Origin of the sequence: Kitasatospora sp. NPDC127060 (assembly GCF_042724935.1) — a bacterium.
Taxonomy (GTDB): domain Bacteria; phylum Actinomycetota; class Actinomycetes; order Streptomycetales; family Streptomycetaceae; genus Kitasatospora.
Genome location: NZ_JBHXEG010000002.1, coordinates 127,744 through 151,666, shown reverse-complemented (window position 1 = coordinate 151,666; position 23,923 = coordinate 127,744). Strand labels below are relative to the sequence as shown.

Here is a 23,923-nt window from a genome sequence, read left to right as displayed (position 1 = left end):
CCGCGCGGGTCAGTCCCCGCGCAGCCGGACGAAGGTGGCGGTGGGCGGGCGGCCGGTGAGGGTGAGTTCGGCGCGCAGCGGGGCGGTGAGCGGGTGCACCTCCCCGTGGTCGGGGTCGGTGGCGGGCGGGCCGAGCAGCGGGCCGGCCGCCCGGGCGACCTCGCGGGCCTGGACGGGGGTCAGCCGGGGGCTGGTCAGCACCACCCGGCCGTCGTCCAGTCGCAGCACCAGCGCGTGCGGCCGGGCCGCCGGGCCGGTGAGGGCGCTGACGGTGGCGTCCAGGGTGTCGGAGCGCCGGTACTTGACCCAGGCGTGGCCCGCGCCGCGCGCGCGGTACGGGGCGGCCGCGGCCTTGCAGACCAGGCCTTCCACGCCGGTGTCGGCCAGCTGCGCCATCCACTCCAGGGCCTCCGCCCGGTCGGTGGTGGCCAGGACCGGCTGGATCGGCGGCGGGACGTCGGCCAGGGCGGCGAGCAGCAGCCGGCGCCGGTCGGTGAGCGGGAGGCGTCGGACGTCGCGGCCGGGCAGGGCGAGCAGGTCGAAGACGATCAGTCCGAGTGCGACGTCCGGGGCCGCGGCCCGGGCCCGGCGGGTGTGCAGCAGTTCCTCGAAGGCGAACCGGCCGCCCCGCCAGGCGACCAGCTCGGCGTCCAGCACCAGCCCCTCCGGCAGTCGGGCGACGGCGGCGGCGATCGGCGGGAACTCGGGGGCGAGGTCGCGGCCGCTGCGGGACTGCAGGAACGCCGGGCGGTCGCCGCGGGCGAAGGCGACGCAGCGGAAGCCGTCCAGTTTCAGCTCGTACTGGACGCCGCCGCCGCCCAGCCCGTCGGCGGGCGGTACTGCGCCGACGGCGACGGGGCGCATCACCTCGACGGGCGGGTGCAGCACCTGCCGGGGCTGGGCGGCGGCGGGGGGTGCGGTGGGTGCGGGCGGCGAGGTCGCGCCGGTCGAGGGGGCGGCCGGCAGCGGCCGGGCCTGCTCCGGGTCCAGCAGCGGCGCGAACAGGTCGCCGTGCGCGGCCAGCCGTCCCGGCAGCTCGGCCAGGGTGAACACCAGCTCCGCCGCCCCGCGGGCCCGCTCCAGCTCGGCCCAGCTGAGCGGGGTGGAGACGGTCGGCAGTGGCCGGGCGCGCAGGGTGTACGGGGCGGCGGTGGTCTTCTTGGCGTTGTTCTGCGACCAGTCGACCAGCACCCGGCCGCGGCGCCGGGCCTTGGCCATGGTGTGCACCGCCAGCTCCGGGTGCTCCGCCTCCAGCGCGGCGGCCAGCGCCTTCGCGTACCCGGAGACCTCGCTGCTGGGGGTGGGCTCGATCGGCACCAACAGGTGCAGGCCCTTGGAGCCGGAGGTCTTCACCCAGGCGGAGAGGCCGTCCGCGGCCAGCCGTTCGCGCAGCAGCAGCGCGACCGCCCGGCAGGTGAGCACGTCGGCGCCCTCGCCCGGGTCGAGGTCCAGGACCAGCCGGTCGGCCAGGCCGGGCGCGGCGGCGTGCCACTGCGGGACGTGCAGCTCCAGGCAGCCCAGGTTGGCCACCGCCAGCAGGGCCGCGCCGTTCTCCAGCACCACCTGGCGCAGCCGCTCGCCGCTGGTCGGCACGTCCACCGTGCGCACCCAGTCCGGGGTGCCGGGCGGCGGGTTCTTGGCGACGAACACCTCCGCCTCGACGCCGTCCGGGCAGCGCAGGAAGGACACCGGGCGGTCGCGCAGGTGGGGGAGCAGGGCGGTGTGCACGGCGGCGTAGTAGCGCAGCACGTCACCCTTGGGGGTGCCGATGCTCGGGTAGTACACCTTGTCGAGGTGGGACAGTGCGAGGGTGTGCCCGTCCACCGTCATCTGCGGCACGGTCGGTCTCCGAAGGCTCCTGCGGGTGGCCCCCGCAGCCAGTCTGCCCCGGCGCGGCCGATGCCGCCCGGGGCAGGCGGTCACCGCCCGGGGCCGACCAGGGCGTGGGCGTCACGAGGACGGGACGGGCCGGGGAGCGCCCGGGTAGGTGCCGAAGAACCAGTGGTTGCCCTCCGGGTCGGCGGCGGCGAAGTCGCGCGAGCCGTAGTCCGTCTCGGTCAGCCCGGTGGTGATCCTGGCCCCGGCGGCGACGGCCCGGGCGTGCACGCCGTCCGGGTCGGCGGTGACCACGTAGGCGCTGAAGGTGCCCGGCTCGCCCTTCCAGTCGCCCGGGGCCGTCTCGCGCGCCGAGCCGAGCATCACGCCGCCGCCCTCCGGCCAGGACAGCTCGGCGTGGGAGACGAAGTCGCCCTCCCCGTAACTGACCACCTCCAGGAAGCCGAAGGCGTCCGACAGGAAGCGGATCAGGGCCCGGGCGTCGTTCGCGCGCAGGGTGGGCCAGACCTGCGGGGCGGGGTTCTCGGTGTCCATGGTGGTCACTCCTCGGGTGGGGTGGTTACGCCTCCCACTCTGCGACCGCCCCGCCCGCCCCGCCTTGGACGTTTCGGAACTTCCCCGCCTCCGGCCCCTCCGCCGCCAGCCAGGCGCTCGGCGCGGCCCCGGCCAGCGCGCGGAACTCCCGGGCCAGGTGCGCCTGGTCGAAGTAGCCGCAGCGGACGGCCAGTTCCGCCAGCCGGGGCGGCGGCGAGCCGGCCGCGAGCAGGTGCCGGGCCCGGTCGAAGCGGATCACCCGGGCGGCGGACTTCGGGGTCAGTCCGGTCTCCCGGCGGAACCGGTCCTGGAGGTACCGGGCGCTCCAGCCGGTCTCCCGGGCCAGTTCGGCCACCGGCAGCGCGCCGCCGCTGCGCCGCAGGGCCCGCCACGCCCAGCTCACCTCCGGCGGCACCAGCCCGGACGGCCGGGCGGCCCGCAGCAGCGCCCCGTCCAGTACCGCGAACCGCTCCGCCCAGCCGTCGGCCGCCCGCAGCCGCTCCCGCAACTGCGCGCCGAGCCGCCCCAGCACCTCCTCCGCCGGGAGGTCGATCCCGGCCAACTCCCCGGCGGGCAGCCCGAACAGCGCCCTGGCGGCGAGCGGGTGCACGGCGATCTGCACCCCGGACTGGGCGCCCTCGTGGGTGATCAGCGCGGGGGAGGTGTGCAGGCCGCCGAGCAGCGTCGGGTAGCGGCCGGGCGGTTGCGCCGGATCCGGGTGGCCGGCGATCACCAGGGGCTCGTCCAGGGTGAGGATGAAGGTCAGGTACGGGGAGGGCAGACCGCGGTGCACGGCCGGGGCCAGGCCGCGCTGGCGGTAGCCGGAGTACCAGGCCACGTACGGTCGCAGGGCCGTCGCGGGCCGGGCGCGGACGGCCTCGTCGACCGCCCCGGTGGCTTGCGTCGTCACGGGCCCAGTATCGGCGTCCGCGGTCGCGGGCGGGAGCGGGGTTGCCTATGGTGAGGTCACGGTCACTCCGCGAGGCGCGCGGTGCGCCGCGCGGGGGAGGACCGTCGGGGGGTAACAGCGACGAAGGAGTCCCCGTGACCACTGCCCGAGACATCATGCACACCGGCGCCCAGTGCATCGGCGCCCACCAGACCCTGGACGAAGCCGCGCGGATGATGCGCGAGAAGAACGTGGGCGCGTTGCCGATCTGCGGCGACGACCAGAAGCTGCACGGCATCATCACCGACCGTGACATCGTGGTGCGCTGTCTCGCCGAGGGCAAGGACCCGGCCACCATGACGGCCATCGAACTGGCCGGTCACCTGCACTGCGTGCGGGCCGACGACAGCATGGACGCGGTGCTGAAGAAGATGGAGCAGCACCAGATCCGGCGCATCCCGGTGATCGACGGCGAGCGGCTGGTCGGCATGATCAGCGAGGCCGACCTGGCGATGGGCCACCGCGACGGCCACCGGCTGACGGACCAGCAGATCATCGAGTTCATGGACGGCGTCTACATGAAGCGGTGACCGCCGCGCGGGGCCGCACTGCGGCCCCGCTTCGGCGGCGGCCCCGCCCGTGCGCCCCGTGACCGGCCGGTCCCCCCGTACCGGCCGGGCCTTCCGAGGGTGGCGGACGGGGTTGGCGCGCGTCTTGTAAAAATGCGCACTTCCAGCACTTCCAGCACTTCCAGCGGTGCCAGCAGTTGCAGCGGGCGCGCGGCGCCGACCGCGGCGGCCTGGTCGGCCTGGCCGGGCCGGCTCGGTCAACCGGCGTCGAGCACGGCGCTGGTGACCCGCCCGACGACCCGGTCGGCCGGCTCCGGCGCGGCGGTGGAGCGGCGGGAGGCCAGGAACTCGCGCGGCGAACAGCCCACCGCGGCGCGGAAGGTGCGGTCCAGGTGGGACTGGTCGTAGTAGCCGCAGAGCGTGGCCAGGTCGGCGCGGGCGAAGCGGCCGTCCGGGGCGGTCAGTAGCCGGAGCGTGCGCTGCAGCCGCAGGATGCCGGCGGCCTGCTTGGGGGCCAGCCCCAGCTGTTCGCGGAACCGCAGCTCCAGTCGGCGGCGGCTCCAGCCCGTGCCGTCGACCAGCGTCCGCACCGGCACCCGCCCGTGCGAGCGCCGCAGTTGCTGCCAGGCCCAGGTGACGTCCGGCTCCCAGGCCGGGCCGTCGGCGAGCAGTGCGGTGAAGTAGCCGTCCAGCAGGGCGAACCGGGCGCGCCAGCTCGGGGCGTCGGCCAGCCGGGCGGCCAGTCGGCCCAGTCGGGGGCCCAGCACCTCGCCGGCCTCGGTCCACTGGCCGCCGAGCTCCCCGGCCACCGGGCCGAACGCCCGGAACGCGCCCTGTGGGGTGAGCGAGACGGCCAACCCGTGCAGGGCGCCGGTGTGTTCGGCGATCGTCGCGGTGCGGCGCAGCCCGGCCGCGATCGAGCAGAGGGAGACGGCGGGGGCGGGCGACACGGCGTCGGTGAGGCGCATCCGGCCCTCGAAGGCCAGCGCCACCGTGACCACGTCGGTGGGTACCTCCAGGCGCCGGCGCGGGCGGCCCAGGAGCATCCGGTAGCCGTGGTAGTCGAGGACGTACCGGCGTAGCGGTGCGGCGGGCCGGCCGAGCACGGTCGCCGGCCCGGCGGTCGGGAGGGTGTCCTGGACCATCGCAACTCCCCTTCTCACAGCGGTCAACGGCGGTGTACGGATCTTCCCGGCCGGATCGTTCCAGGCCGGCCGGGCCGACGCCTCGCGTCTCATACTCCGGAATTATGGTTCTCACTTGTCGAGATGGGGGCAGACTGACGGACATGGGAAAGCAGTACGCAAGCATCGACGGCCGGCTGCGGCAGTTCATCGAACGCCAGCCCGTCTACTTCGTCGCGACGGCGCCGCTGGCCGCCGACGGACACGTCAACCTCTCACCCAAGGGTCGCTCCGGCACCCTCACGATCATCGACGAACTCACCCTCGCCTACCTGGACTTCGGCGGCTCACAGGCCGAAACCATCGCCCATCTGCGGGAGAACGGCCGGATCACCCTGATGTGGTGCGCCTTCGACGGCCCGCCCACCGTCGTGCGGGTGCACGGCCACGGCGAACCGGTCTTCCGCGACGACCCGCGCTTCGCCGGACTGCTCGGCTGCTTCGGACCCGGCGCGGACGGCTCCGGGCTGAGGGCGATCGTGCTGGTCCGGGCCGAGCGGGTCTCCGACTCCTGCGGGTACGCGGTGCCGTTCATGGACTACCGGGCCGACCGGGACCTGCACGCCCAGTTCTTCGACCGCAATGGCGAGGAGGAGTTCGGCGACTACTGCGCGCGCAAGCCGCACGTCGGCACCAGCATCGACGGTCTGCCCGCCCTGCCGCTGCCGCTGCCGGCCCGGCCGGTCCGAAAGGGCCCGGGCGGCCGCTCCCTCGGTCGGGCTCGCGGCCGCTGAGGAGCATCGGCCGCTCCCGGGCCGGGTGCGGCACGAACCCCGCCTTCGGGTACACCTCGTGGGCGTCCAGGGCGGAGAGCGGCAGCCGCTTCAGCGCGTACGGCCGGCGAAGTCGGCGCACGACGAAGCCGCCGCATCCCAGGGGAGGGGTGCGGCGGCTTCGTCGTACGGGTGGGGCTCGCCTGCGGGCTTACTTGCCCAGGCCGGCCTTGACGGAGCAGATCGGCCAGGCGCCGGGGCCCTGGGCGGCGAGGACCTTCTCGCCGATCGCGATCTGCTGGTCCTTGGTGGCCTGGTGAGCCTGGGGGGCGTAGGCGGTGCCGCCGAAGGCCGCCCAGGTGCTGGAGGTGAACTGGAGGCCGCCGTAGAAGCCGTTGCCGGAGTTGACGGCCCAGTTGCCGGTGGCCTCGCACTGGGCGACCTTGTCCCAGACGGTCGCCGGGGCGGCGGAGGCGCTGTTGGCCGTGACGAGTCCGGCCACCGGCAGGGCGGTGAGCGCCCCGGCCATCAGAGCCATCCGGACGCGGTTGCGGCGCTTCGGGGTGGCGGTGGTGGTGGCAGCGGCAGTCTCGTTACGGAAGGTCATGCGGTTCCTTTCGGAGGGGGTCTGCGAGCGTGCGGAACCAGGCCTTCGGGAGGCCGTCGGTTCGGGGTCGCGTCACTCGCGTGGTCCGGCACCGTTCCTGCTCGGGGGCGGTGAGGCCCGGCCGGAGCGGAATCGCTCGGTGCAACGAGTTCGAAGGTACGGGGCCGGTTGTGGCGGTTTCAAGGATTCGCAGGTTCGGGCACGTCAGAGGCCTGTTACCGCAGGTAGCGATCACGAAAATCAGATGATTTCGCCTGATTTTCACCTATTTCCAAGATCAAATCGCCATCGGAAGTGGCCCCCGTCACCCCGGAGGCGCTGTGAGGCCGCGCACACCGTCGACAGCCCGTGACGGTCCACCCCGCCCCCCGTGCCGGAACCGCTGCCCCGCCGGCCCGCCCGGGTGGCCCGCGCCACAGCCCTCACCCGGAGTGCCCCCGCCATCCACTCCCGGTGGCGGGGCATAGCCTTCCGCCCATGAGCAATGACAGCGATGCGGCGGACGCAGGGGCCGTCGACGACGCGGGCCGCCCGGCCGGCGACGGGTACGGGGAGCACGAGGCGGCCGCCGCCCCCAGCGGCTTCGAGCTGGGCACCGACGGACCCAAGGTGATCCTCGCGGGCCTGGACGGCTCCGACTCCTCCTGGCGGGCCACCGCCTACGCCGCGGGACTGGCCCGCCGGCAGGGCGCCGCCCTGGCCGTCGCCTACATCCAGCCGATACTCGGCGCCGCGACCGCCCTGGCCGGGGCCGCGGTGGAGGAGACCACCCAGGAGATCGCCGACGAACTCCTCGCCGCGCTGCGGGAGGCCGAGCAGCGGATGCGCGCGGTCTGGCGGGTCGACTGGCGTTTCCTCACCATGCGTGGCGACCCGTACACCGGACTGGCCAAGCTCGCCGACGAACTGCGCGCCGACGCCGTGGTGGTCGGGGTGTCCGAACAGGCGGGGCACAAGGTGATCGGCTCGGTCGCGGTCCGGCTGGTCAAGGCGGGCCGCTGGCCGGTCACCGTCGTCCCCTGATCGCAGCCCATGGCTGGCGTCCGTCCGGCGGATGACAGAGGTCCTGGCCACGACCCGGCCCCGAGGCCGGACGAGCGCCGGGGCCGACCGCCCGCCGGGCGGCTCCGGCGCGGCCGGTAGGGTGCGTTTCCATGACGGAACCGCCGGGCGCGCACCCCACCGAGCCGGCCCACCTGACCGGCAACGACCTCCACCTGGACCTCCCCGCCACCGGCGGCCGCCGCTCCGCGCTGATGGCCGCCCTGCGCGAGGCGATCCGTAGCGGCCGGCTGGCCCCCGGCACCCGGCTGCCGCCCTACCGGGCCCTCGCCACCGACCTCGGCCTGGCCCGCAACACCGCCGCCGAGGCCTACACCGAACTGGTCGCCGAGGGCTGGCTCATCGCCCGCCAGGGCTCCGGCACCACCGTCGCCGAACGCGCCGCGCCCGTACCCTCCCGCCATGCCCGCCGCCCCGTGCGCCGGCCCGGGCCCGTGCACGACCTGCGCCAGGGCCAGCCCGACGCCGCCTCCTTCCCCCGCACCGCCTGGCTGGCCGCCGGCCGCCGGGCCCTCACCGCCGCACCCAACGAGGCCTTCGGGCCCGGCGACCCGCACGGCCGCCGCGAACTGCGCACCGTCCTCGCCGACTACCTCGCCCGCGCCCGCGGGGTGCGCACCGACCCCGACCGGATCGTGGTCTGCGCCGGCTTCGCCCACGCGCTGCGGCTGCTCTTCGACGGCGCCGCGCCCGTCCTGCCGTCCGACGAACAGGGGCCGCTGGCCGTGGAGGCCTACGGACTGGGCTTCCACCGCGGACTGCTGGGCGCCGCCGGGGTCACCACCGTGCCGCTGCCGATCGACGAGCAGGGCGCCCGGGTCGGGAAGTTGGCCACCCGACCGGAGATCCGCACCGCCCTGCTCACCCCCGCCCACCAGTTCCCGACCGGCGGCCCGCTGCACGCCGGGCGCCGCGCCGCCGTCATCGACTGGGCGCGCGGGCACGGCGGGCTCGTCCTGGAGGACGACTACGACGGGGAGTTCCGCTACGACCGCCAGCCGGTCGGCGCCCTCCAGGGGCTCGACCCCGACCGGGTCCTGTACCTGGGCAGCACCAGCAAGAGCCTCAGCCCCGCGCTGCGCCTCGGCTGGATGGTCCTGCCGGACCACCTGGTGGACCGGGCGCTCGCCGCGAAGGGCGAACGCGAGGCCTGGGTCAGCGCGTTGGACCAGCTGACCCTCGCCGAGTTCATCGACTCCGGCGGCTACGACCGGCACCTGCGCCGGATGCGGCGCCGCTACCGGGACCGCCGGGACCAGCTGGTGGCCGCACTGGCCGCGCACGCCCCGCACATCGAGGTGTCCGGCATCGCGGCCGGCCTGCACGCCGTCCTGCGGCTGGCCCCCGGCACCGAGCGGTCCGTCCTCAAGGCCGCCGCCTACCGGGGCCTGGCCGTCGAGGGGCTCGCCGACTACCGCCACCCGGGGGCCGGCCTGGAGGCGGTGCCCGCCGTCGACGGCCTGGTGGTGGGCTACGCCACGCCGCCCGACCACGCCTACGCGGCGGCGCTCCAGGCACTGTGCGACATCCTGCCGCCACCGCCCTGACCGGTCCGGAAGCGGGGGTGCCGGGGCCGGGGGCAGGCCCTGGCGGGGTGGCCGGCGAAGGATAGGCCACCGGGGGATCCGCCGGGCCGGAACGCGTTCGGTCGGTCCGGGGCGTCCGCCCGCCGCTCGTGCGTCGGTACGGCTTCGGGCCGAGGGAGGTGGCCTCGGCGGCGTCGCCCCCTACGCTCCATGGACATGCGCAGAACACATCTGAGCCGTGCCGCGCTCGCCGTGGGCCCGGCCGTCGCCGCCGGTCTGCTGTTGTCCGCGGCACCCGCCCAGGCGGACAGTCCGCTGCCGCTCACGGCCGTCTCCGACCGCCAGACGACCGCCCGGGGAGGTGAGTTCACGCTGACCCTGACGCTCACCAACCCGTACGACACCCCGATCCAGTTCGTCTACCAGAGCGTCCAGCAGACCTACGACACCAGTCTGCAGAAGGGGCTCAGGTTCACCGCCACGGCCTGCGGCTCCCAGACCAACGGCTGCAGCGACAACGTGCACGGCGGCATCGCCCGCTACGACGTCCCGCTCGCGCCCGGCGCCAGCAGCACCTTCACGGTCACCTACGCCGTGGCCCCCGACTCGGTGTGCGGAGACGGCGTCCGGATCGACTTCTACTCGTACCTCTACTACGAGTACCAGGGCGGCCTGGCCAACAACTCCGGCATCCTCGGCATCCCCGGCACCCAGGTCACCTGCTGATCCGACCCCTCCTCTCCCCTCCTCTCCCTGGCGCGGGCCGTGCGGCCGCACCCCCTTGCACCCGTCAGGTGCCGGCCACCCCCGTACCGGCACCTGACGGGCCTTTCGCGTTCTCCGGCAGCTTCTCCGGCAGCTTCTCCGGCCGCAGAGTCGGAGCGGGCCGGGACGGTGTGCCGGGTTGACGGCCGGGGACGGCGCGGCGGAGGTGGGAGCGAGGCCAGGGGGAGCCGGGGGCCGGGCGCGAACGGGTGTTCCGGTGACGGCTGGGGCGCGGGGGCGGATCGCGCGAGATTCACCCTATCGGGGGGTAGTCGGCCGCCGTACGGGCTCGGTCGGGTTCTGGTGATCTAGGGTTCCGGATGGGCCGCCGGGCGATGGCGGCCCCGCTCCCGAAACTCGCCAACTTCCCCACCAGTCAGCGGATCTGATGATCCGTTGCGGACGCGTGCGCCCAGGTCGGCGCGGTACGGCCCTGGTCGCGTGGTCCGACCCACACGAATGGAGACCCCTGCCGATGCCCGTGGACACGAGCCCGGAGACACAGCAGGACCGGCAGCAGAGCCTTGCGACGGCAGCTGCCCGCAACCTTGCCACCACCACCAAGTCCGCCCCGCAGATGCAGGAGATCACCTCCCGCTGGCTGCTCAAGGTGCTCCCGTGGGTCGAGGCCCACGGTGGCGCGTACCGGGTGAACCGACGGCTCACCTACACCGTCGGCAACGGCGTGGTGGAGTTCATCAAGACCGGCTCCCAGGTCCGCGTGATCCCGCAGGAGCTGGGCGAACTCGCCCTGCTGCGCGGCTACGAGGACGAGGAGGTGCTCACCGCCCTCGCCGACCGCTGCCAGCAGCGCGACTTCGGCCCCGGTGAAGTGCTCACCACCGTGGGCGAGGCCGCCGACCGGATCTTCCTGATCGCCCATGGCAAGATCAACAAGATCGGCACCGGCAAGTACGGCGACGAGACCGTGGTGGGCGTGGCCGGTGACGGCGACCGCTTCGGCGACGACTCGTTGCTGAACCCGGACGCCGTCTGGGACTACACCGCGAAGACCGCCACCTCCGGCGTCGCCCTCACCCTGAGCCGGGAGGACTTCGCTCGCATCCGGGACAACGCGCCCTCCCTCCAGGAGCACCTGGAGTCGTTCCTGTCCCTGCCGCTGCAGGCCCAGAACGAGCGCGGCGAGGCCGAGATCGCGATGTCGGCCGGCCACCACGGCGAGTACGAACTCCCCGGCGCCTTCGTGGACTACGAGCTCAAGCCGCGCGAGTACGAGCTGAGCGTCGCGCAGACCATCCTCAAGGTCCACACCCGGGTCGCGGACCTGTACAACCAGCCGATGAACCAGATCGAGCACCAGCTCCGGCTGACCATCGAGGCCCTGCGCGAGCGCCAGGAGCACGAGATGATCAACAACCCGGAGTTCGGCCTGCTCAACAACGCCGACTTCGACCAGCGCATCCAGACCCACTCCGGCCCGCCCACCCCGGACGACCTGGACGAGCTGCTCAACCGCCGCCGCGACCCCGACTACCTGCTGGCCCACCCCAAGGCCATCGCCGCGATCGGTCGGGAGTTCAACGCCCGGGGCATCTACCCGCACCACGTCGACCTCGGCGGGCAGCAGGTGCCGGCCTGGCGCGGGGTGCCGATCCTGCCGTGCAGCAAGATCCCGATCACCAAGGAGAACACCAGCTCGATCCTGGTGATCCGTACCGGTGAGGACAACCAGGGCGTCATCGGCCTGCACCAGACCGGCCTGCCGGACGAGTACCAGCCCTCGCTGTCGGTCCGCTTCATGGGGATCGACGAGAAGGCGATCATCTCGTACCTGGTCAGCGCCTACTACTCCTGCGCGATCCTGGTGCCGGACGCGGTCGGTGTGCTGGAGAACGTCGAGATCGCGCACCGCCGCCACTGAGCACCCGGAACCCGGAACAGCGAGCGCGGGCCGTAACCGGTCGGCGCGAAGATCGTTTCACCTGATGGCGGACGGCCCGCTCCGTAGGCGGGCCGTCCGCCTGATCGCGTCTGAATGCACTTGGTCGTGCCCGATCGGTTCTGACCGGTCCAGCCCGTTGCCGCCCGTTGCCGCCCGTTCCCGTCGGCTGATCAGACCGAGTCCTTCCGTCCTCCCCAGACGACCCGAGAGGTGTGTGGAGCCCATGGCGCAGCGCCGACAGTTCCGACGGATACCGCGGCACGGCGGCGGGGCCGCGGGCCCCGGGCGACGGATGCGGCTGATCGGTGCGGCGGTCGGCGCGGTGGCGGTGTGCGCGCTGGTCGGCGGGGCCAGCGCCTCGGGGGCCGAACATTCCGCCGGGCACCCGGACGGTCCGGCCGTTGACACCCGGGTGTGCACCGAAACGGACCTGTCGACGTCGGTCGGTCCGGGCGGCAGCGTGGACGTCGGGGTGGACGTGGACGTCCAGGTCGATGTCAGCGTCGCCCCGGACGTCGGCCGGCACCACGGGCCGCGCCCGCCGCACGACCACGATCACGGCGGGGGCGGCGATCACGGCGGGGGCGGCGACCACGACGGGGGCCGGTGGCACCACCGTCACCACCATCCGCACCCGTGCCCGAGCCCCACCCCGACGCCTACGCCGACTCCCACCCCCAGTCCGACGCACACGCCGACACCGACGCCTACGCACGCCCCCAGCCCGACACCGACGCCGACCCGCGCGCCGACACCGACGCCGTCCCCGACCGTGGCGCCCCCCGCCCCGACCCCGGTGCCCACCCCGCCGCCGTCGCCCCTGGCGGTGCTCGCCGTGCCTGCGGCCCCGGCCCCCGCCGCACCCGCCCCGCAGGCGCCGCCGCCCGCCGTGGTGCCCAGCCCCGTGCTGCCGAGTCCGGACCGACCCGGTCCGCTGTGGCCGACCCCGTCGGCGCACCCGGCGTTCAAGGTGTGGCCCTCCAGGCCGGTGCCCGTCGCGCAGCACCACCACGGTGCCTCGACGACCACCACGATGCTGCTGATCACCGTCCCCGCGGTCCTGGCGGCGGCGGCGCTGCGCCCGGGTGGCCGTGGCCGGGGCGGCGGTCGCTCCGGGTCCTGACGGCCCCGGCGTCCCTCATGATCCCGGAGCCCGACGGCTTCCGGTCCGCCCGGAAGAGCTCCGGGCCCCGCCGGGCGGTTTCCCGGGCTCGGCCGGCCGGTCGGGCCCCGGACTTTCCCGTTCACGTCACAAGCCAAGCCAGAGAAGGGAGTTCCCATGTCCGAGTGGGTGGCGCTGATCATCGCCTTGGCAGCGGCCTGTGCCGTTGTCTTGGCGGTGGTGGTGCTGAGGCGCCGTCAGCAGGGTGTCATCGAGAACGCCGACGAGACGCCCGACGTCATCGAGTACATCACGATGATGATCGGCGTGGTCTACGCGATCGTCCTCGGTCTCGCCATCGCGGGAGTCTGGGAGGCGCGCGGCGCCGCCCAGGACGACGTGTTCCGCGAGGCGCAGTCGCTGCGGGAGGTGAGCGACCGGGCCGTGGTCTACCCGGTCGAGTTCCGTGACCAGGTCCGGGCCGATGTCGACGCCTACGTCACGTACGTGGTGACCGTCGAGTGGGACTACATGGGCAAGAACGGCGAGATCACCGACAAGGGCACCCAGTTGCTGGACAAGCTCCAGAGCGAGGTGGTCAGTCGGCCGCCGGCCTCCGACCTGGAGTCCCAGGCCTACCAGCCGATGACGGACCGGATCAGCCAGGCCTTGGACGCCCGCAACCAGCGCGGCCAGAACGCCGGGCCGACCATGCCGGGCGTGGTCTGGTTCGGGCTGATCGGCGGGGCGGTGGTGACCGTCGGGATGCTGTTCGCGCTCCAGATCAGGCGCACACCGAGGGAGTTGATCCTGGCGGCGTGCTTCAGCGTGCTGATCGCCTTCCTGCTGTTCATGATCTGGGACTTCGACGATCCGTTCGCCCGGAGCGTCTCGGTCACCACCCAGCCGTTCACGGACCTGTTCCCCTCGCTCAACCTCACGAGCTGAGCGGCCCGGGAGCGTGCGCCGGTGGTCCCTGGCGGGGCCGCCGGCGCACACATCTGAGGTGACGTCAGCGCAGGCTGTCGTCCATCGAGTTGAGCATGGTGCCGGAGGCGTCGTCGTTCTCCAGGGAGAAGGCGAACAGGCCGCCCAGGCCCTTGGCCTTGGCGTAGGCCCCGCGCGCCTGGACGGCCTGGGGGGTGTCGCCGGTCCAGAAGTCGGTGCCGTCGTAGACCCAGCTGCTCTCCGTCACCGGATCCCAATGGGTCTGCGCGGCAGTCGGGTCGAGCTCCTTCCAGGCAGCCAGTCCGGCCTCCTGGCTGAGCGGCTTGGCGGCCGTCGGCCCGGTCGCGCTCTGGTACAGGCCGTAGTCGGAGCCGGCCGGGACGCCCGTCCAGCCGCGCCAGTAGAACGGGATGCCGAGCACGATCTTGTTCGCCGGGAAGCCGCCGGGGATGCCGTACTCGGCCAGGCCGGTGGTGTACGCGGCGAGCGTGGTGTCCACGTTGTACTTGCGGGTGCCGGGGGTGATCGGCGTGGTCGGGTCGGCCGGGCTGTCGTGCAGCGGGTCCTGGTGGTTGGTCGGGCCCTTGGCGTCCCAGGAGCCGTGCATGTCGTAGGACATCACGTCGGCGTAGTCCAGGTAGGCGCCGATCTTGTCGGTCTCCAGCTGGGCGATCTTGTCCTGGCCGCTGGGGAGCGCGGCGCTCAGCAGGTACCGCTTGCCCTGGGCGGCGCCGAGGGCGTCCAGCTGGGTGCGGAACTCCTTGAGCAGCAGGGTGTAGTTCTGCTTGTCGGCGGGGGAGTAGTGGTTGCCGGTGTGGCCGCCGGCCGAGCCCGGGTACTCCCAGTCGATGTCGACGCCGTCGAAGATGCCGGCCGCCGAGGCCTGCCCGCCGGAGGCGTCACCGGCGACGCCGGTCGGGAGGTTCCCCTTGAGGAACATGTCGAGGCAGGAGGAGACGAAGGTCTTCCGGGAGGCGTCGGTGGCGGCCGCGTCGGAGAAGTACTTGGAGTACGTCCAGCCGCCGATCGAGATGGTGAAGCGCAGGTTCGGGTGCTTGGCCTTGAGCTGGCGCAGCTGGTTGAAGTTGCCCTTGAGCGGCTGCTCCCAGGTGTCGCTGCCGCCGTCCACGCTGGTGCCGGAGTTGTAGTCGGACTGGTAGTCGGCGTAGGCGTCGCCCGCGCCGTCACCGGCGTTGGGGTCGGAGTCGTTGGCCGAGTCGGAGGCCTTCACCGCCTGGAAACAGGTGAACTTGCTGGGGTCGATGTTGGCGAAGGCGTAGTGGATGACGTCCAGCTTGTTCGCGGCGCCGCTGGTGTCGACGTTCTTCGGGTAGTACGCGTTCTCGTAGATGCCCCACTGGTCGAAGTAGGCCGAGCGGACGGGCGGTTGGGCGGGCGCGGCGGCGGTCGTGGTGCTCACCGGGGCGGACTGGGCGGAGGCGTGGCCGCCCGAGTAGCCCTGGACGCTGAAGGTGTAGCCCCGGCCGGGCAGCAGGGAGCTGACGGCCACCGAGGTGCCCATCGAGGTGGCGACCAACTGGCCGTTGGACCAGACCTTGTAGGAGACCGGGCCGTCGCCGGTGCTCAGGGTCGAGGGCTGCCAGGTGAGCACGACGGCGCCGGAGGTGACCTTGCTGATCGTGACGCCGGTCGGGGTGGTGACCTTGCCGTCCCCGGCCGGGCCGCTCGCGGTGGCGGTCGCGGTGGGGGAGCCGGTGGGACTTCCGGTCGGGCTGCCGGTGGCGGTCGGGCTGCCGCTGGGCGAGCCGGTGGGGGAGCCGGTGGGGGAGCCGGTGGCCGTCGGGCTGGCGGAGGCCGTGGGGCTGGCGCTCGCGGTCGGGCTGGTCGAGGAGCTCGGCCCGCCCGGGCCGGCCAGGGTGAGGTCGTCCGCGTAGTAGCCGCCGGTGCCGTACCAGCCGTGGGTGAAGACGGTGACGGAGGTGGTGGTGGCGCCGGTGGTGAAGGTGCTGCTCAGTTGGTTCCAGCCGGTGCCGCCGGGCGTCCAGCTGGAGGCGTTGACGCCGGCCCCGGTGGCGCCGAGGTAGACGTAGCTGCCCTGCACCCAGCCGGCCAGGGTGTACGAGGTGTTGGGCTGGACGGCGACGGTCTGCTGGCACTGCGCGGTGTCGGAGCCGGAGGCGGCCCCGCTGAGCGCGTGACTCCCGCCGTGCACCGGGGTGGTGACGACCGAGCCGTTGGAGCAGCTCCAGCCGGCCAGGGTGCCGGTCTCGAAGTCTCCGTTGGCCAGCAGGTTGACCGGGGTGGCGGCGGCGGAGCCGAAGGTGAGGGCGAGGGCGGCGCCGCTGGTGGTGAGCGTGGCGGCCAGGGCCAGGGCGGTGGCCCGTCTGCGCCGGGCGGCCCGGCGGGCGGTACGCCCCCGGGCGGGCGGCTCGGGCCGTGCGGGCAGGACGCGGTCGTACATGGGCGGTGTCCTCCGGATGTGTGGGGGTTCCGGCGGTGCGTGGCCCGGACGGGCCGTGGGGAGCCGACCCGGGCGCGGTGGGGGCGCACGGGCGGGTGGCGCGGGCTGGGCGGGTGCTCAAGGCGTGCGGTGCGTGGCCATGGCGGATCCCGTGGTCCGGACGCGTCACGACAGAACAGATTGGACTGGACCAATATTCGCCGTCAAGGGTGTCCACCCGCTGGACGGCCCCGGGTCGGGAAGGGCGGTGCAACGGTAGGTTGACCGGGACGGAGCAGACCCGCAGAACGGAGGAGCGCATGGACAGTCAGGGCTGGGACGACCGCTACGCCGCGAGTGAACTGGTGTGGGGTACCGCGCCCAACCGGTGGGTGGTCCGCGAACTGAGCGGCCACGCCCCCGGCCACGCCCTCGACCTGGCCACCGGGGAGGGCCGCAACGCGATCTGGCTGGCCGCCCAGGGCTGGGAGGTCACCGGCCTGGACTTCTCCGCCGTCGCCCTCGAACGCGCCGAACGGCTCACCTCCGAACTCCCCGACGAGGTCGCCGACCGCCTCACCTGGCGGCACGGCGACGCCCTCGGCTACGAAGCTCCCGGGGCCGGCTACGACCTCGTCCTGGTCGCCTACCTCCAACTGCCCGCCGACGACCGCCGGGCCGCGCTGCACCGTGCCGCCGAGGCGCTCGCCCCCGGCGGCACCCTGCTGGTGATCGGGCACGACCTGAGCAACCTCACCGAGGGCGTCGGCGGCCCGCAGGACCCGGCGGTGCTGTTCACCCCCGAGGACGTCCTCGCCGACCTCGCCGGGCACGGCCTGCGCACCGTACGGGCCGAGCGCGTCCACCGCGAGGTCGGCGCCGATCCCGGACACCGGGGCGCCGGCCCGGGCACCGCGATCGATGCGCTGGTGCGGCTCCAGCGGGGTGCCGAATGACCGCGAGCCCCACCCGGCGCCTGCTGCTCACCGGCCTCGTGGCCGCCGCCCCGCTGGCGCTGGCGGGCTGCTCCGCCGGGAAGAAGGACAAGGCCGGCAAGACCGGCCCGGTGGCGAAGGCCAGTGACCCGGGCGGCGCCGCCTTCGTGATGATCATCCGGCACGGCGAGAAGCCCGACGGCAGCCGGCCCGGCCTGGACGAGAACGGCAAGCAGGACGGCAAGTCCCTCACCCAGCGCGGCTGGGACCGCGCCAAGGCCCTGCCCACCCTGTTCGCCCCGCCCGCGACCGGGCTGCGCACCCCGGCCCGGATCTACGCCGCGACTGACCAGGGCCCGATGGCCGGCGCCCACCGGATGCGGCAGACCGTCACGCCGCTCGGCGCCAAGCTCGGGCTGAGCGTGGACACCACCTACGCCGAGTCCCAGGAGTCCGAACTGGCCGGCGCCGCCCTCACCGGGGCCCAGCCGGTGCTGATCTGCTGGGAGCACTCCAGGATCCCGCGGATCGTCGAGGCGCTCGGCGCCGCCGACAGCGGGGCGCCCGCCGCCTGGCCGGACCGGTTCGACCTGGTCTGGGTCTTCTCCCGCCCGGCCGGCGGGCCCTGGACCTTCCAGGAGGTGCGCCAGCACCTGCTGGACGGCGACGCCTGACCGGGCAGGATTCAGCCGGCTTGAGGGTGGCGAGGCAACTCTGCACGTCGGCGGGCTCGTTGAAGGTGCCGTCGGCGATCCGGGCGTAGCGCGCCCGGTCGGGCCAGGCCGTCGGAGCGGCTCCGCGGCGACCCTGGACGGTGCGCCGCCCACTCGTTCGGCCCCCGGCCACGGCTACGGCGGACGTCCGACCGGCGAATCCCTCAGTATGCGGAGCACCGCCGGAAGTGAGGCTCGGGGGACTGCTGGGTAAGGGTCTCCCGAGCCGCCGTCCGATGATCATAGATTTCTTCGCGTGCGATAGGTTCGCGGCACGGACGGCGGTAGGAACGAGGAGAACACGATGACCGTTTCGCTGGCCAAGGGGCAGAAGATCAGCCTGGAGAAGCCGGGCGGTGGGCAGTTGACCGTGGTCCGGATGGGCCTGGGCTGGCGGGCCGTGCAGCGCAAGGGCTTCCTGGCCAAGCTGCTGTCCGCCGGGCAGGAGATCGACCTGGACGCCTCGGCGGTGCTGTTCGCCGGCGGCAAGGCGGTGGACGTGGTCTTCTTCCAGCACCTCACCAGCAACGACGGCTCGGTGCGGCACAGCGGGGACAACCTGGTCGGCGGCGCGGGCGACGCGACCGACGACGAGTCGATCACCGTCGACCTGACCAAGGTGGCCGCCGAGGTCGACCAGATCCTGTTCACGGTCAACTCCTTCACCGGACAGACCTTCCAGGAGGTCGAGGCCGCCTTCTGCCGGCTGGTGGACGAGACCACCGGCACCGAGCTGGCCCGCTACACCCTGACCGGCGGCGGAGCGTACACCGCCCAGATCATGGCCAAGGTGCAGCGCACGCCGGGCGGTTGGCAGATGGCCGCGATCGGCCAGCCGGCCGGCGGGCGCACCTTCCAGGACTTGATGCCGGAGCTGGTCAAGCACCTCTGACCGGTTCTCGGTTCGGCCCTCCTCGCCCCGGGCCGCCCCCGGTTCCGGCGCTGTGGACGCTACTCGACGTCCCGGCGCCGGAACCCGGCCAGCGCCAGCGCGATCAGCGCGGCCGCGACCAGGGCGAGCAAGGCCAGCGGCGTCCAGTCCATCGGCGCCGCCGGGAGCCGGGGCACCCGGCCGAACGGGGAGAGCCGGTCCAGGCCCGCCGGGAGCTTCAGCAGCGGGCCCAGGTAGCCGATCACGAACGCGTAGCCGGGCACGGCCCAGGCCAGCGGCAGTGCCCGGGGCAGCCAGCCGTAGACCGCGGCGGCGAAGCCCACCGTCACCCAGAGGGCGGGGGCGAAGGCCAGCGCCGCGCCGGTCAGCCGCAGGAACACGACCCCGTCGCCGGTGGACAGCGCCCCGGCCAGACCGAAGCCCACGCCCGCCGCCAGCATCACGGCGGTCGAGCCCAGCAGCGCTGCCGCCAGGTGCGCGCCCAGCCAGCGGGACCGCGACACCCCGGTGGCCAGCACCGGCACCGCCCGCCCGGCGCTCTCCTCGCCGCGTGGGCGCAGCGTCGCCAGCACCGCGTAGACGCCGCCGACCACCGCGACCACCAGCATGGTCAGCGCTGCGAAGGAGTCGGCGAGGGTGTGACCGCCGAGCCGGGCCAGCGCCTCCTTGATCTGGTCGACGTCCTTGAGCATCGAGTCGGCCTCGCCGAGCAGCGAGCCGTACATCGCACCGAGCAGCAGCAGGGCGACCGCGAAGCCGCCGATCAGACCGCGGTGCAGCCGCAGCGCCAGACCGAGCGGGGTGCCCAGGGCGGGGCTGCCGTTGGCCGGGCCGGGACGGGTGGCGCGCAGCCCGGCGCCGAAGTCCCGGCGGGTGCTCAGCGCGAACCCGGCCGTGGCGGTGCCGGCGGTCAGGGCCAGCGCGGGCAGCAGCGGCCACCAGCGGTCGTCGACGAAGGGGTAGCCGCGCTGCAGCCAGCCGATCGGGGAGGCCCAGGAGAGCGCCGACCCGCCGGCGTCCCCGGCGGCGCGCAGTGCGTAGCCGGCGCCGAGCACGGCGAGGGCCAGCCCGGAGGCCGTCCGGGTGTGCGCGGTGATCTGCACGGCGACGGCGGCCACCGCGCCGAACAGCAGCCCGCCGACGGAGGTGGCGGCGCCGAACAGCAGCGCGCCGGCGCCGGTCAGCCCGGGGACGCCGAGGCCGGGCAGGCCGGCGGCCAGCAGCAGGCCGAGGGCGAGGTCGGCGACGGCGGCGGTGGCCAGCGCGGCGGCCAGCTGGGCGTGCCGGCCGACGGCGGCCGAGCGGACCAGTTCGGCGCGGCCGCTCTCCTCCTCGCCCCGGGTGTGCCGGGTGACGGTCAGCACGCTCAGCAGGCCGGCCAGGACGACCAGCAGGCCGAGCAGCCGGTGGCCGAGCATCGCGCCCCAGGTGTAGTCGGCCAGGTAGTGCGCCGGACCGGTCATGGCGAGCACGGCAGGACTGCCCGAGCCGTGGGCGATCGCGGCGCGGTCGGCGGCGGTCGGGTAGACGGTGTGGACGCTGTCGGCGGTGGCCAGGGTGAGCAGGGCGAGGCCGAGCACCCAGGTGGACAGCCGGATCCGGTCGCGGCGCAGGGCGAAGCGCAGCAGGGTGACGGTGCCGGTGAGGGCGCCGGGCCCGCCGGTGAGGGCGCCGGGCCCGCCGGTGCGGGCCGGGCCGGTGCGCCGGGTGGCGGGTGCGGCGGCGGTCATCGGACGGCCTCCGGGTCAAGTGTGTGCCCGTTGGCGGCCAGCTCGTCGCCGTAGTGGCGCAGCATCAGCTCCTCCAGCGTGGGCGGGTGGCTGACCAGGGTGCGCAGCCCGGCCTCGCTCAGCTTCCGTACCGCGGCGTCGAGTTGGTCGCCGTCGACGGCGAAGTGGACCCGCCGGCCGTCGGTGCGCAGGGTGTGCACGCCCGTCAGCGTGTCCAGCCCGGTGACCGGGCGGTCGGTCTCCGCCTCGACGGTGGTGCGGGTGAGGTGGCGCAGTTCGGCCAGGGTGCCGCTCTGCACCACCCGGCCCTGCCGGATGATGCTGACCCGGTCGCCCAGCTTCTCGACCTCGTCCAGGATGTGGCTGGAGAGCAGGACGGTGCGGCCCTGTGTCTTGGCCTGCCGGACGACGTCCTGGAAGACCACCTCCATCAGCGGGTCCAGGCCGGAGGTCGGCTCGTCCAGCAGCAGGAGCTCGGCGTCGGAGGCGAGGGCGGCGACGATGGCGACCTTCTGCCGGTTGCCCTTGGAGTAGCTGCGGCCCTTCTTGGTCGGGTCGAGGTCGAAGCGCTCGACCAGTTCGTCCCGGCGGCGCCGGTCGAGCCGGCCGCGCAGCCGGGAGAGCAGGTCGATGGCCTCGCCGCCGGTGAGGTTGGGCCACAGTTCGACGTCGCCGGGGACGTAGGCGAGGCGGCGGTGCAGCTCGACGGCGTCCTTCCACGGGTCCTTGCCGAGCAGCCGGGCGCTGCCGCCGTCCGCGCGCAGCAGACCGAGCAGGACACGGAGGGTGGTGGACTTCCCGGCTCCGTTGGGGCCGAGGAAGCCGTGGACCTCGCCGGTCTCGACGGTGAGGTCCAGGCCGTCCAGCGCGGTGGTCCGGCCGAAGGTCTTGCGCAAGCCGGACAGGATGATGGCCTTGGTCATGCTTCTGAAGGTATCGTAGTTTCAGAAAAACGTGAAGATTGGGAAGCGTTAAAGTTCGATCAGGGGATGGATGATCCCCGGAGAGGGGCGAGGGGTGGAGCAGACGCCGGAGAGGGCGCCGGAGCAGACGGAGAAGGCGCCGTGGCACGGGCGTGAGCGGGCCGTGTCGGACTTCGTCGAGCGGTTCGCGGCCGAGTTGGTGGTCGCGGGCATGGGTCGGATGCCGTCCCGGATCTTCTCCTGCCTGATGGCCGAGGAGAGCGGTGTGCTGACCTCCGCCGAGCTCTCCGAACGGCTGCAGATCAGCCCGGCCGCGGTCTCCGGCGGGATGCGCTACCTGATCCAGGTCGGCCTGGTCGCCAAGGAGCGTGAGCCCGGCTCGCGGCGCGACCGCTACCGGGTGCTCAACGACGTCTGGTTCGAGTCGCTGACCCGGCGCGACGAACTGCTGCTGCGCTGGGTCCGGGTGCTCAAGGACGGCGAACTGGCCGTCGGTGTGGGCACGGTGGCGGCGGAGCGGCTGGCGGAGAGCGCGGCCTTCTTCGAGTTCATGATCGACGAGCTGCACGGGATGCTCGGCCGCTGGCGCGAGCACCGGGCGGCGATGAGGGCGGGGGAGTAGGCCCCCGCCGGGGCTCTCCGCCGGGGCTCTCGGCCGGGGCCCGCTCCCGGTGAACGCGCCGACGGCGGCAGAGCCGGTCCCTTCGGGCCGGTCTGCCGCCGTCGGCGGTGCTGTTCGCGGAGCTGTCCGTGGCTAGTTCTGCAGGGTCACTTCTTCACGGTCGCCGAGGGTGAGGGCGACAGTGCGGCGCTGGGCGTGCCGGTCGGCGCGGTGGTGCCGGAGGTGGCAGCGGCGCTCGGGCTGCCGCTCGGGCTGCCGCTCGGCGTGGGCGTCGGGCAGCCGGTCGGGGTGCCGCTGGGCGTGGCCGTCGCGGACGGGCTGCCGGACGGCGTGGCCGTCGGGGAGGGCGAGCCGGTGGGCGTCGCGGTGCCGGTGGGCGTCGCCGTCGGGCTCGGGCAGGACGTCGGCGTGCCCGTGGGGGTGCCGGACGGCGTGCCGGTCGGGGTCGCCGTCGCGGACGGGCTGCCGGACGGCGAGCCGGTCGGGGTGGTGGTGGGCGTGGTGGTCGGGGTGGCCGTCGGGCTCGCGGAGGGCGAGGGCGAACCGCTGGGGGTCGGCGTGGTGGTCGGCTCCGCGGACGGCGTCGGGCTCGGCGTGCCCGTCGGGGTCGCCGTCGGGGACGGGCTGCCGGACGGTGTACCGGTCGGGGTGTCGCCCGAGGTTCCCGTGCCGCCGGACGGCCGGAGGAACGGCGAGGGCGAGGAGCCGGGCAGGGTCGGGGCGCCGGGGCGGTCCGCGACGGTGGTGACCGTGCCGCTGCCGAAGTGGGCCATCCAGTTGCGGACGGTGCGCAGGTACTCGGTGGAGTCGTTGTAGCTGAGGACCGCCCGGTCCAGTTGGGCCGGGTCGGAGAGGTCCCGGCCGCCCGCGCACAGGTAGCGGCCCGCCGTCTCGGCGGCGTCGAAGATGTTGTTCGGGTCGGCGTTGCCCTTGCCGGTGGCGTCCACCCCCCAGGAGGCCCAGGTGGACGGGATGAACTGCATCGGGCCGACCGCGCGGTCCCAGCGGGAGTCGCCGTCGTAGCGGCCGCCGTCGGTGTCGGGTATCGCGGCGAAGCCGTTGCCGTCCAGCGCCGGGCCGAGGATCGGGGTGAGCGTCTTTCCGGCGGCGTCCACCTGGCCGCCGTTGGCTTGGCCGGACTCGACCTGGCCGATCGCGGCGAGCAGCTGCCAGGGCAGGTGGCAGCCCGGCGAGCGCTGGGCCAGCGAGGTCTCGGCCTGGCGGTAGGCGGCGAAGACGGTGGCGGGCAGCGAGGCGCCGGTGGCGCTGAAGGGGCCGGCCGAGGGCAGGCCGGGCTGGGTGCCGGGCGGCTGCGGGAGCTGGACGGCGCTGCCGCCGTCGGCCGCGGTGCCGGGGACGCCGACGGCGGGGCCGCCGAACGGGGCGGAGGGGCTGCCCTGGGTCTGGCCGGCGCCGTCCTGGGCCGGTCCGGCGTCGGCGGCGGCGACTTGGGCGAGTCCGAGGCCCGAGACCTGAGAGCCGGTCAGCGCGGCCAGCGCGGCGAGTGCCGCCGCCGTCCCCGTGACCCGCTTGCCGAGCCGCACCTTCCGCCCGTCGTTGGCACTGCCGAACCTCGCCGCCATCTGATGCCCCTCCCCGTCGCCGTCCGGACCCTCCCGGAACGGTTGAGCCGTCGTCATCGTGCCCGCCCGTCGATCGGCGGCACCTGCCACCAGTGACGATTAGTATCACGACGATCTGACAGGGACAGGATGGACGGGAGGCGTCCCGGGGCCCATCGAGGCGTCGACGCCGCACCTCAGCCGGGGTGCGGCCGGCCCGGAGCCCCGCCTCGGAGTCGTCGTCGGTGCCATCTCCGTTACGACGGAACGGAGTTGGGCGATGGATCAACTCCGGGCAGCCGGGCGCTCCGGCGGTCGGACGGGCGGTTCGAAGCGCGGGGGTGGTGCGTGGGCGTGCTTTCGGGCTCCCCGGCGGCGCCCGCGGCACTCCCCTCTGACCTGCCGGGATGTCCACCGGAGAGTCGGGCTTGCACTAGCAGGGCGGGCGGCCCGGCGCCAGGGGGCGTCCCCAACTCGGCCCTGGACGGATGACGTTCAGGTGAAAGT

At 74.2% G+C, this 23,923-nt stretch carries 20 protein-coding genes and 2 pseudogenes; 12 read left to right on the top strand and 10 right to left on the bottom strand.

What is annotated here, in order from left to right:
• Nucleotides 1-9 precede the first annotated feature (9 nt).
• From ACFWIS_RS02650 to ACFWIS_RS02635, 4 genes and pseudogenes are all read right to left on the bottom strand, one after another.
• Nucleotides 10-864: a DNA ligase gene (locus tag ACFWIS_RS02650; protein WP_380461571.1), complete on the bottom strand. Its 855-nt coding sequence runs from the start codon at nt 862-864 to the stop codon at nt 10-12.
• A 96-nt stretch (nt 865-960) separates the two neighbouring features.
• A pseudogene (gene ligD / locus ACFWIS_RS02645) lies at nt 961-1,830 on the bottom strand (non-homologous end-joining DNA ligase); the annotation flags it as partial.
• 120 nt (nt 1,831-1,950) lie between these two features.
• Nucleotides 1,951-2,370, bottom strand: coding sequence for a VOC family protein (locus tag ACFWIS_RS02640; protein ID WP_380461553.1), 420 nt, complete (start codon nt 2,368-2,370; stop codon nt 1,951-1,953).
• Between the two features lie 25 nt (nt 2,371-2,395).
• Nucleotides 2,396-3,280 carry a helix-turn-helix domain-containing protein gene (locus ACFWIS_RS02635; RefSeq protein ID WP_380461554.1) on the bottom strand — a complete coding sequence of 295 codons (885 nt, stop codon included), beginning with the start codon at nt 3,278-3,280 and terminating at the stop codon, nt 2,396-2,398.
• A 134-nt stretch (nt 3,281-3,414) separates the two neighbouring features.
• On the opposite strand from ACFWIS_RS02635, the gene ACFWIS_RS02630 reads away from it, so the two are divergent.
• Nucleotides 3,415-3,849 carry a CBS domain-containing protein gene (locus ACFWIS_RS02630; protein WP_380461555.1) on the top strand — a complete coding sequence of 145 codons (435 nt, stop codon included), beginning with the start codon at nt 3,415-3,417 and terminating at the stop codon, nt 3,847-3,849.
• Between the two features lie 236 nt (nt 3,850-4,085).
• Here ACFWIS_RS02630 and ACFWIS_RS02625 read toward each other — a convergent pair whose 3' ends face one another.
• Nucleotides 4,086-4,973 carry a helix-turn-helix domain-containing protein gene (locus tag ACFWIS_RS02625; RefSeq protein ID WP_380461556.1) on the bottom strand — a complete coding sequence of 296 codons (888 nt, stop codon included), beginning with the start codon at nt 4,971-4,973 and terminating at the stop codon, nt 4,086-4,088.
• Nucleotides 4,974-5,116: 143 nt separating this feature from the next.
• Here ACFWIS_RS02625 and ACFWIS_RS02620 point away from each other — a divergent pair, with 143 nt between their 5' ends.
• On the top strand, nt 5,117-5,746 hold the full coding sequence (locus ACFWIS_RS02620; RefSeq protein ID WP_380461557.1) for a pyridoxamine 5'-phosphate oxidase family protein: 630 nt from the start codon (nt 5,117-5,119) through the stop codon (nt 5,744-5,746).
• 199 nt (nt 5,747-5,945) lie between these two features.
• Here ACFWIS_RS02620 and ACFWIS_RS02615 read toward each other — a convergent pair.
• A pseudogene (locus ACFWIS_RS02615) lies at nt 5,946-6,332 on the bottom strand (transglycosylase family protein); the annotation flags it as partial.
• 477 nt (nt 6,333-6,809) lie between these two features.
• Between ACFWIS_RS02615 and ACFWIS_RS02610 the strand changes: the two are divergent.
• From ACFWIS_RS02610 to ACFWIS_RS02585, 6 genes are all read left to right on the top strand, one after another.
• A complete protein-coding gene (locus tag ACFWIS_RS02610; protein ID WP_380461558.1) occupies nt 6,810-7,355 on the top strand; it encodes a universal stress protein in 546 nt (181 codons plus the stop codon).
• 131 nt (nt 7,356-7,486) lie between these two features.
• Nucleotides 7,487-8,941, top strand: coding sequence for a PLP-dependent aminotransferase family protein (locus ACFWIS_RS02605; protein ID WP_380461559.1), 1,455 nt, complete (start codon nt 7,487-7,489; stop codon nt 8,939-8,941).
• Between the two features lie 195 nt (nt 8,942-9,136).
• Nucleotides 9,137-9,646, top strand: a complete 510-nt coding sequence (locus tag ACFWIS_RS02600; protein WP_380461560.1) for a hypothetical protein — start codon at nt 9,137-9,139, stop codon at nt 9,644-9,646.
• Between the two features lie 514 nt (nt 9,647-10,160).
• A complete protein-coding gene (locus ACFWIS_RS02595) occupies nt 10,161-11,567 on the top strand; it encodes a family 2B encapsulin nanocompartment shell protein (protein ID WP_380461561.1) in 1,407 nt (468 codons plus the stop codon).
• 856 nt (nt 11,568-12,423) lie between these two features.
• On the top strand, nt 12,424-12,711 hold the full coding sequence (locus tag ACFWIS_RS02590; protein WP_380461562.1) for a hypothetical protein: 288 nt from the start codon (nt 12,424-12,426) through the stop codon (nt 12,709-12,711).
• 156 nt (nt 12,712-12,867) lie between these two features.
• On the top strand, nt 12,868-13,638 hold the full coding sequence (locus ACFWIS_RS02585) for a hypothetical protein (RefSeq protein WP_380461563.1): 771 nt from the start codon (nt 12,868-12,870) through the stop codon (nt 13,636-13,638).
• 64 nt (nt 13,639-13,702) lie between these two features.
• On the opposite strand, the gene ACFWIS_RS02580 is transcribed toward ACFWIS_RS02585, so the two are convergent.
• Nucleotides 13,703-16,060: a glycosyl hydrolase family 18 protein gene (locus ACFWIS_RS02580; RefSeq protein WP_380461564.1), complete on the bottom strand. Its 2,358-nt coding sequence runs from the start codon at nt 16,058-16,060 to the stop codon at nt 13,703-13,705.
• 299 nt (nt 16,061-16,359) lie between these two features.
• On the opposite strand from ACFWIS_RS02580, the gene ACFWIS_RS02575 reads away from it, so the two are divergent.
• From ACFWIS_RS02575 to ACFWIS_RS02565, 3 genes are all read left to right on the top strand, one after another.
• Nucleotides 16,360-16,995 carry a class I SAM-dependent methyltransferase gene (locus ACFWIS_RS02575; RefSeq protein ID WP_380461565.1) on the top strand — a complete coding sequence of 212 codons (636 nt, stop codon included), beginning with the start codon at nt 16,360-16,362 and terminating at the stop codon, nt 16,993-16,995.
• Nucleotides 16,992-17,648 (top strand): hypothetical protein, encoded by a 657-nt coding sequence (locus ACFWIS_RS02570; RefSeq protein WP_380461566.1) that lies wholly within the window; start codon nt 16,992-16,994, stop codon nt 17,646-17,648. Before ACFWIS_RS02575 ends, ACFWIS_RS02570 begins: the two co-directional genes overlap by 4 nt.
• Before the next feature lie 343 nt (nt 17,649-17,991).
• On the top strand, nt 17,992-18,579 hold the full coding sequence (locus ACFWIS_RS02565; protein WP_380461567.1) for a TerD family protein: 588 nt from the start codon (nt 17,992-17,994) through the stop codon (nt 18,577-18,579).
• A 59-nt stretch (nt 18,580-18,638) separates the two neighbouring features.
• Here ACFWIS_RS02565 and ACFWIS_RS02560 read toward each other — a convergent pair whose 3' ends face one another.
• Both ACFWIS_RS02560 and ACFWIS_RS02555 read right to left on the bottom strand, forming a co-directional pair.
• Nucleotides 18,639-20,309, bottom strand: coding sequence for an ABC transporter permease (locus ACFWIS_RS02560; RefSeq protein WP_380461568.1), 1,671 nt, complete (start codon nt 20,307-20,309; stop codon nt 18,639-18,641).
• A complete protein-coding gene (locus ACFWIS_RS02555; RefSeq protein WP_380461569.1) occupies nt 20,306-21,232 on the bottom strand; it encodes an ABC transporter ATP-binding protein in 927 nt (308 codons plus the stop codon). The genes ACFWIS_RS02560 and ACFWIS_RS02555 overlap by 4 nt, the downstream gene beginning before the upstream one ends.
• Nucleotides 21,233-21,326: 94 nt before the next feature.
• On the opposite strand from ACFWIS_RS02555, the gene ACFWIS_RS02550 reads away from it, so the two are divergent.
• Entirely contained in the window at nt 21,327-21,854 is a 528-nt protein-coding gene (locus ACFWIS_RS02550) for a GbsR/MarR family transcriptional regulator (RefSeq protein WP_380461570.1), read from the top strand.
• 146 nt (nt 21,855-22,000) lie between these two features.
• Here the strand turns inward: ACFWIS_RS02550 and ACFWIS_RS02545 are convergent, their stop codons facing one another.
• On the bottom strand, nt 22,001-23,437 hold the full coding sequence (locus tag ACFWIS_RS02545) for a lytic murein transglycosylase (RefSeq protein WP_380452191.1): 1,437 nt from the start codon (nt 23,435-23,437) through the stop codon (nt 22,001-22,003).
• Between the last annotated feature and the right edge of the window lie 486 nt (nt 23,438-23,923).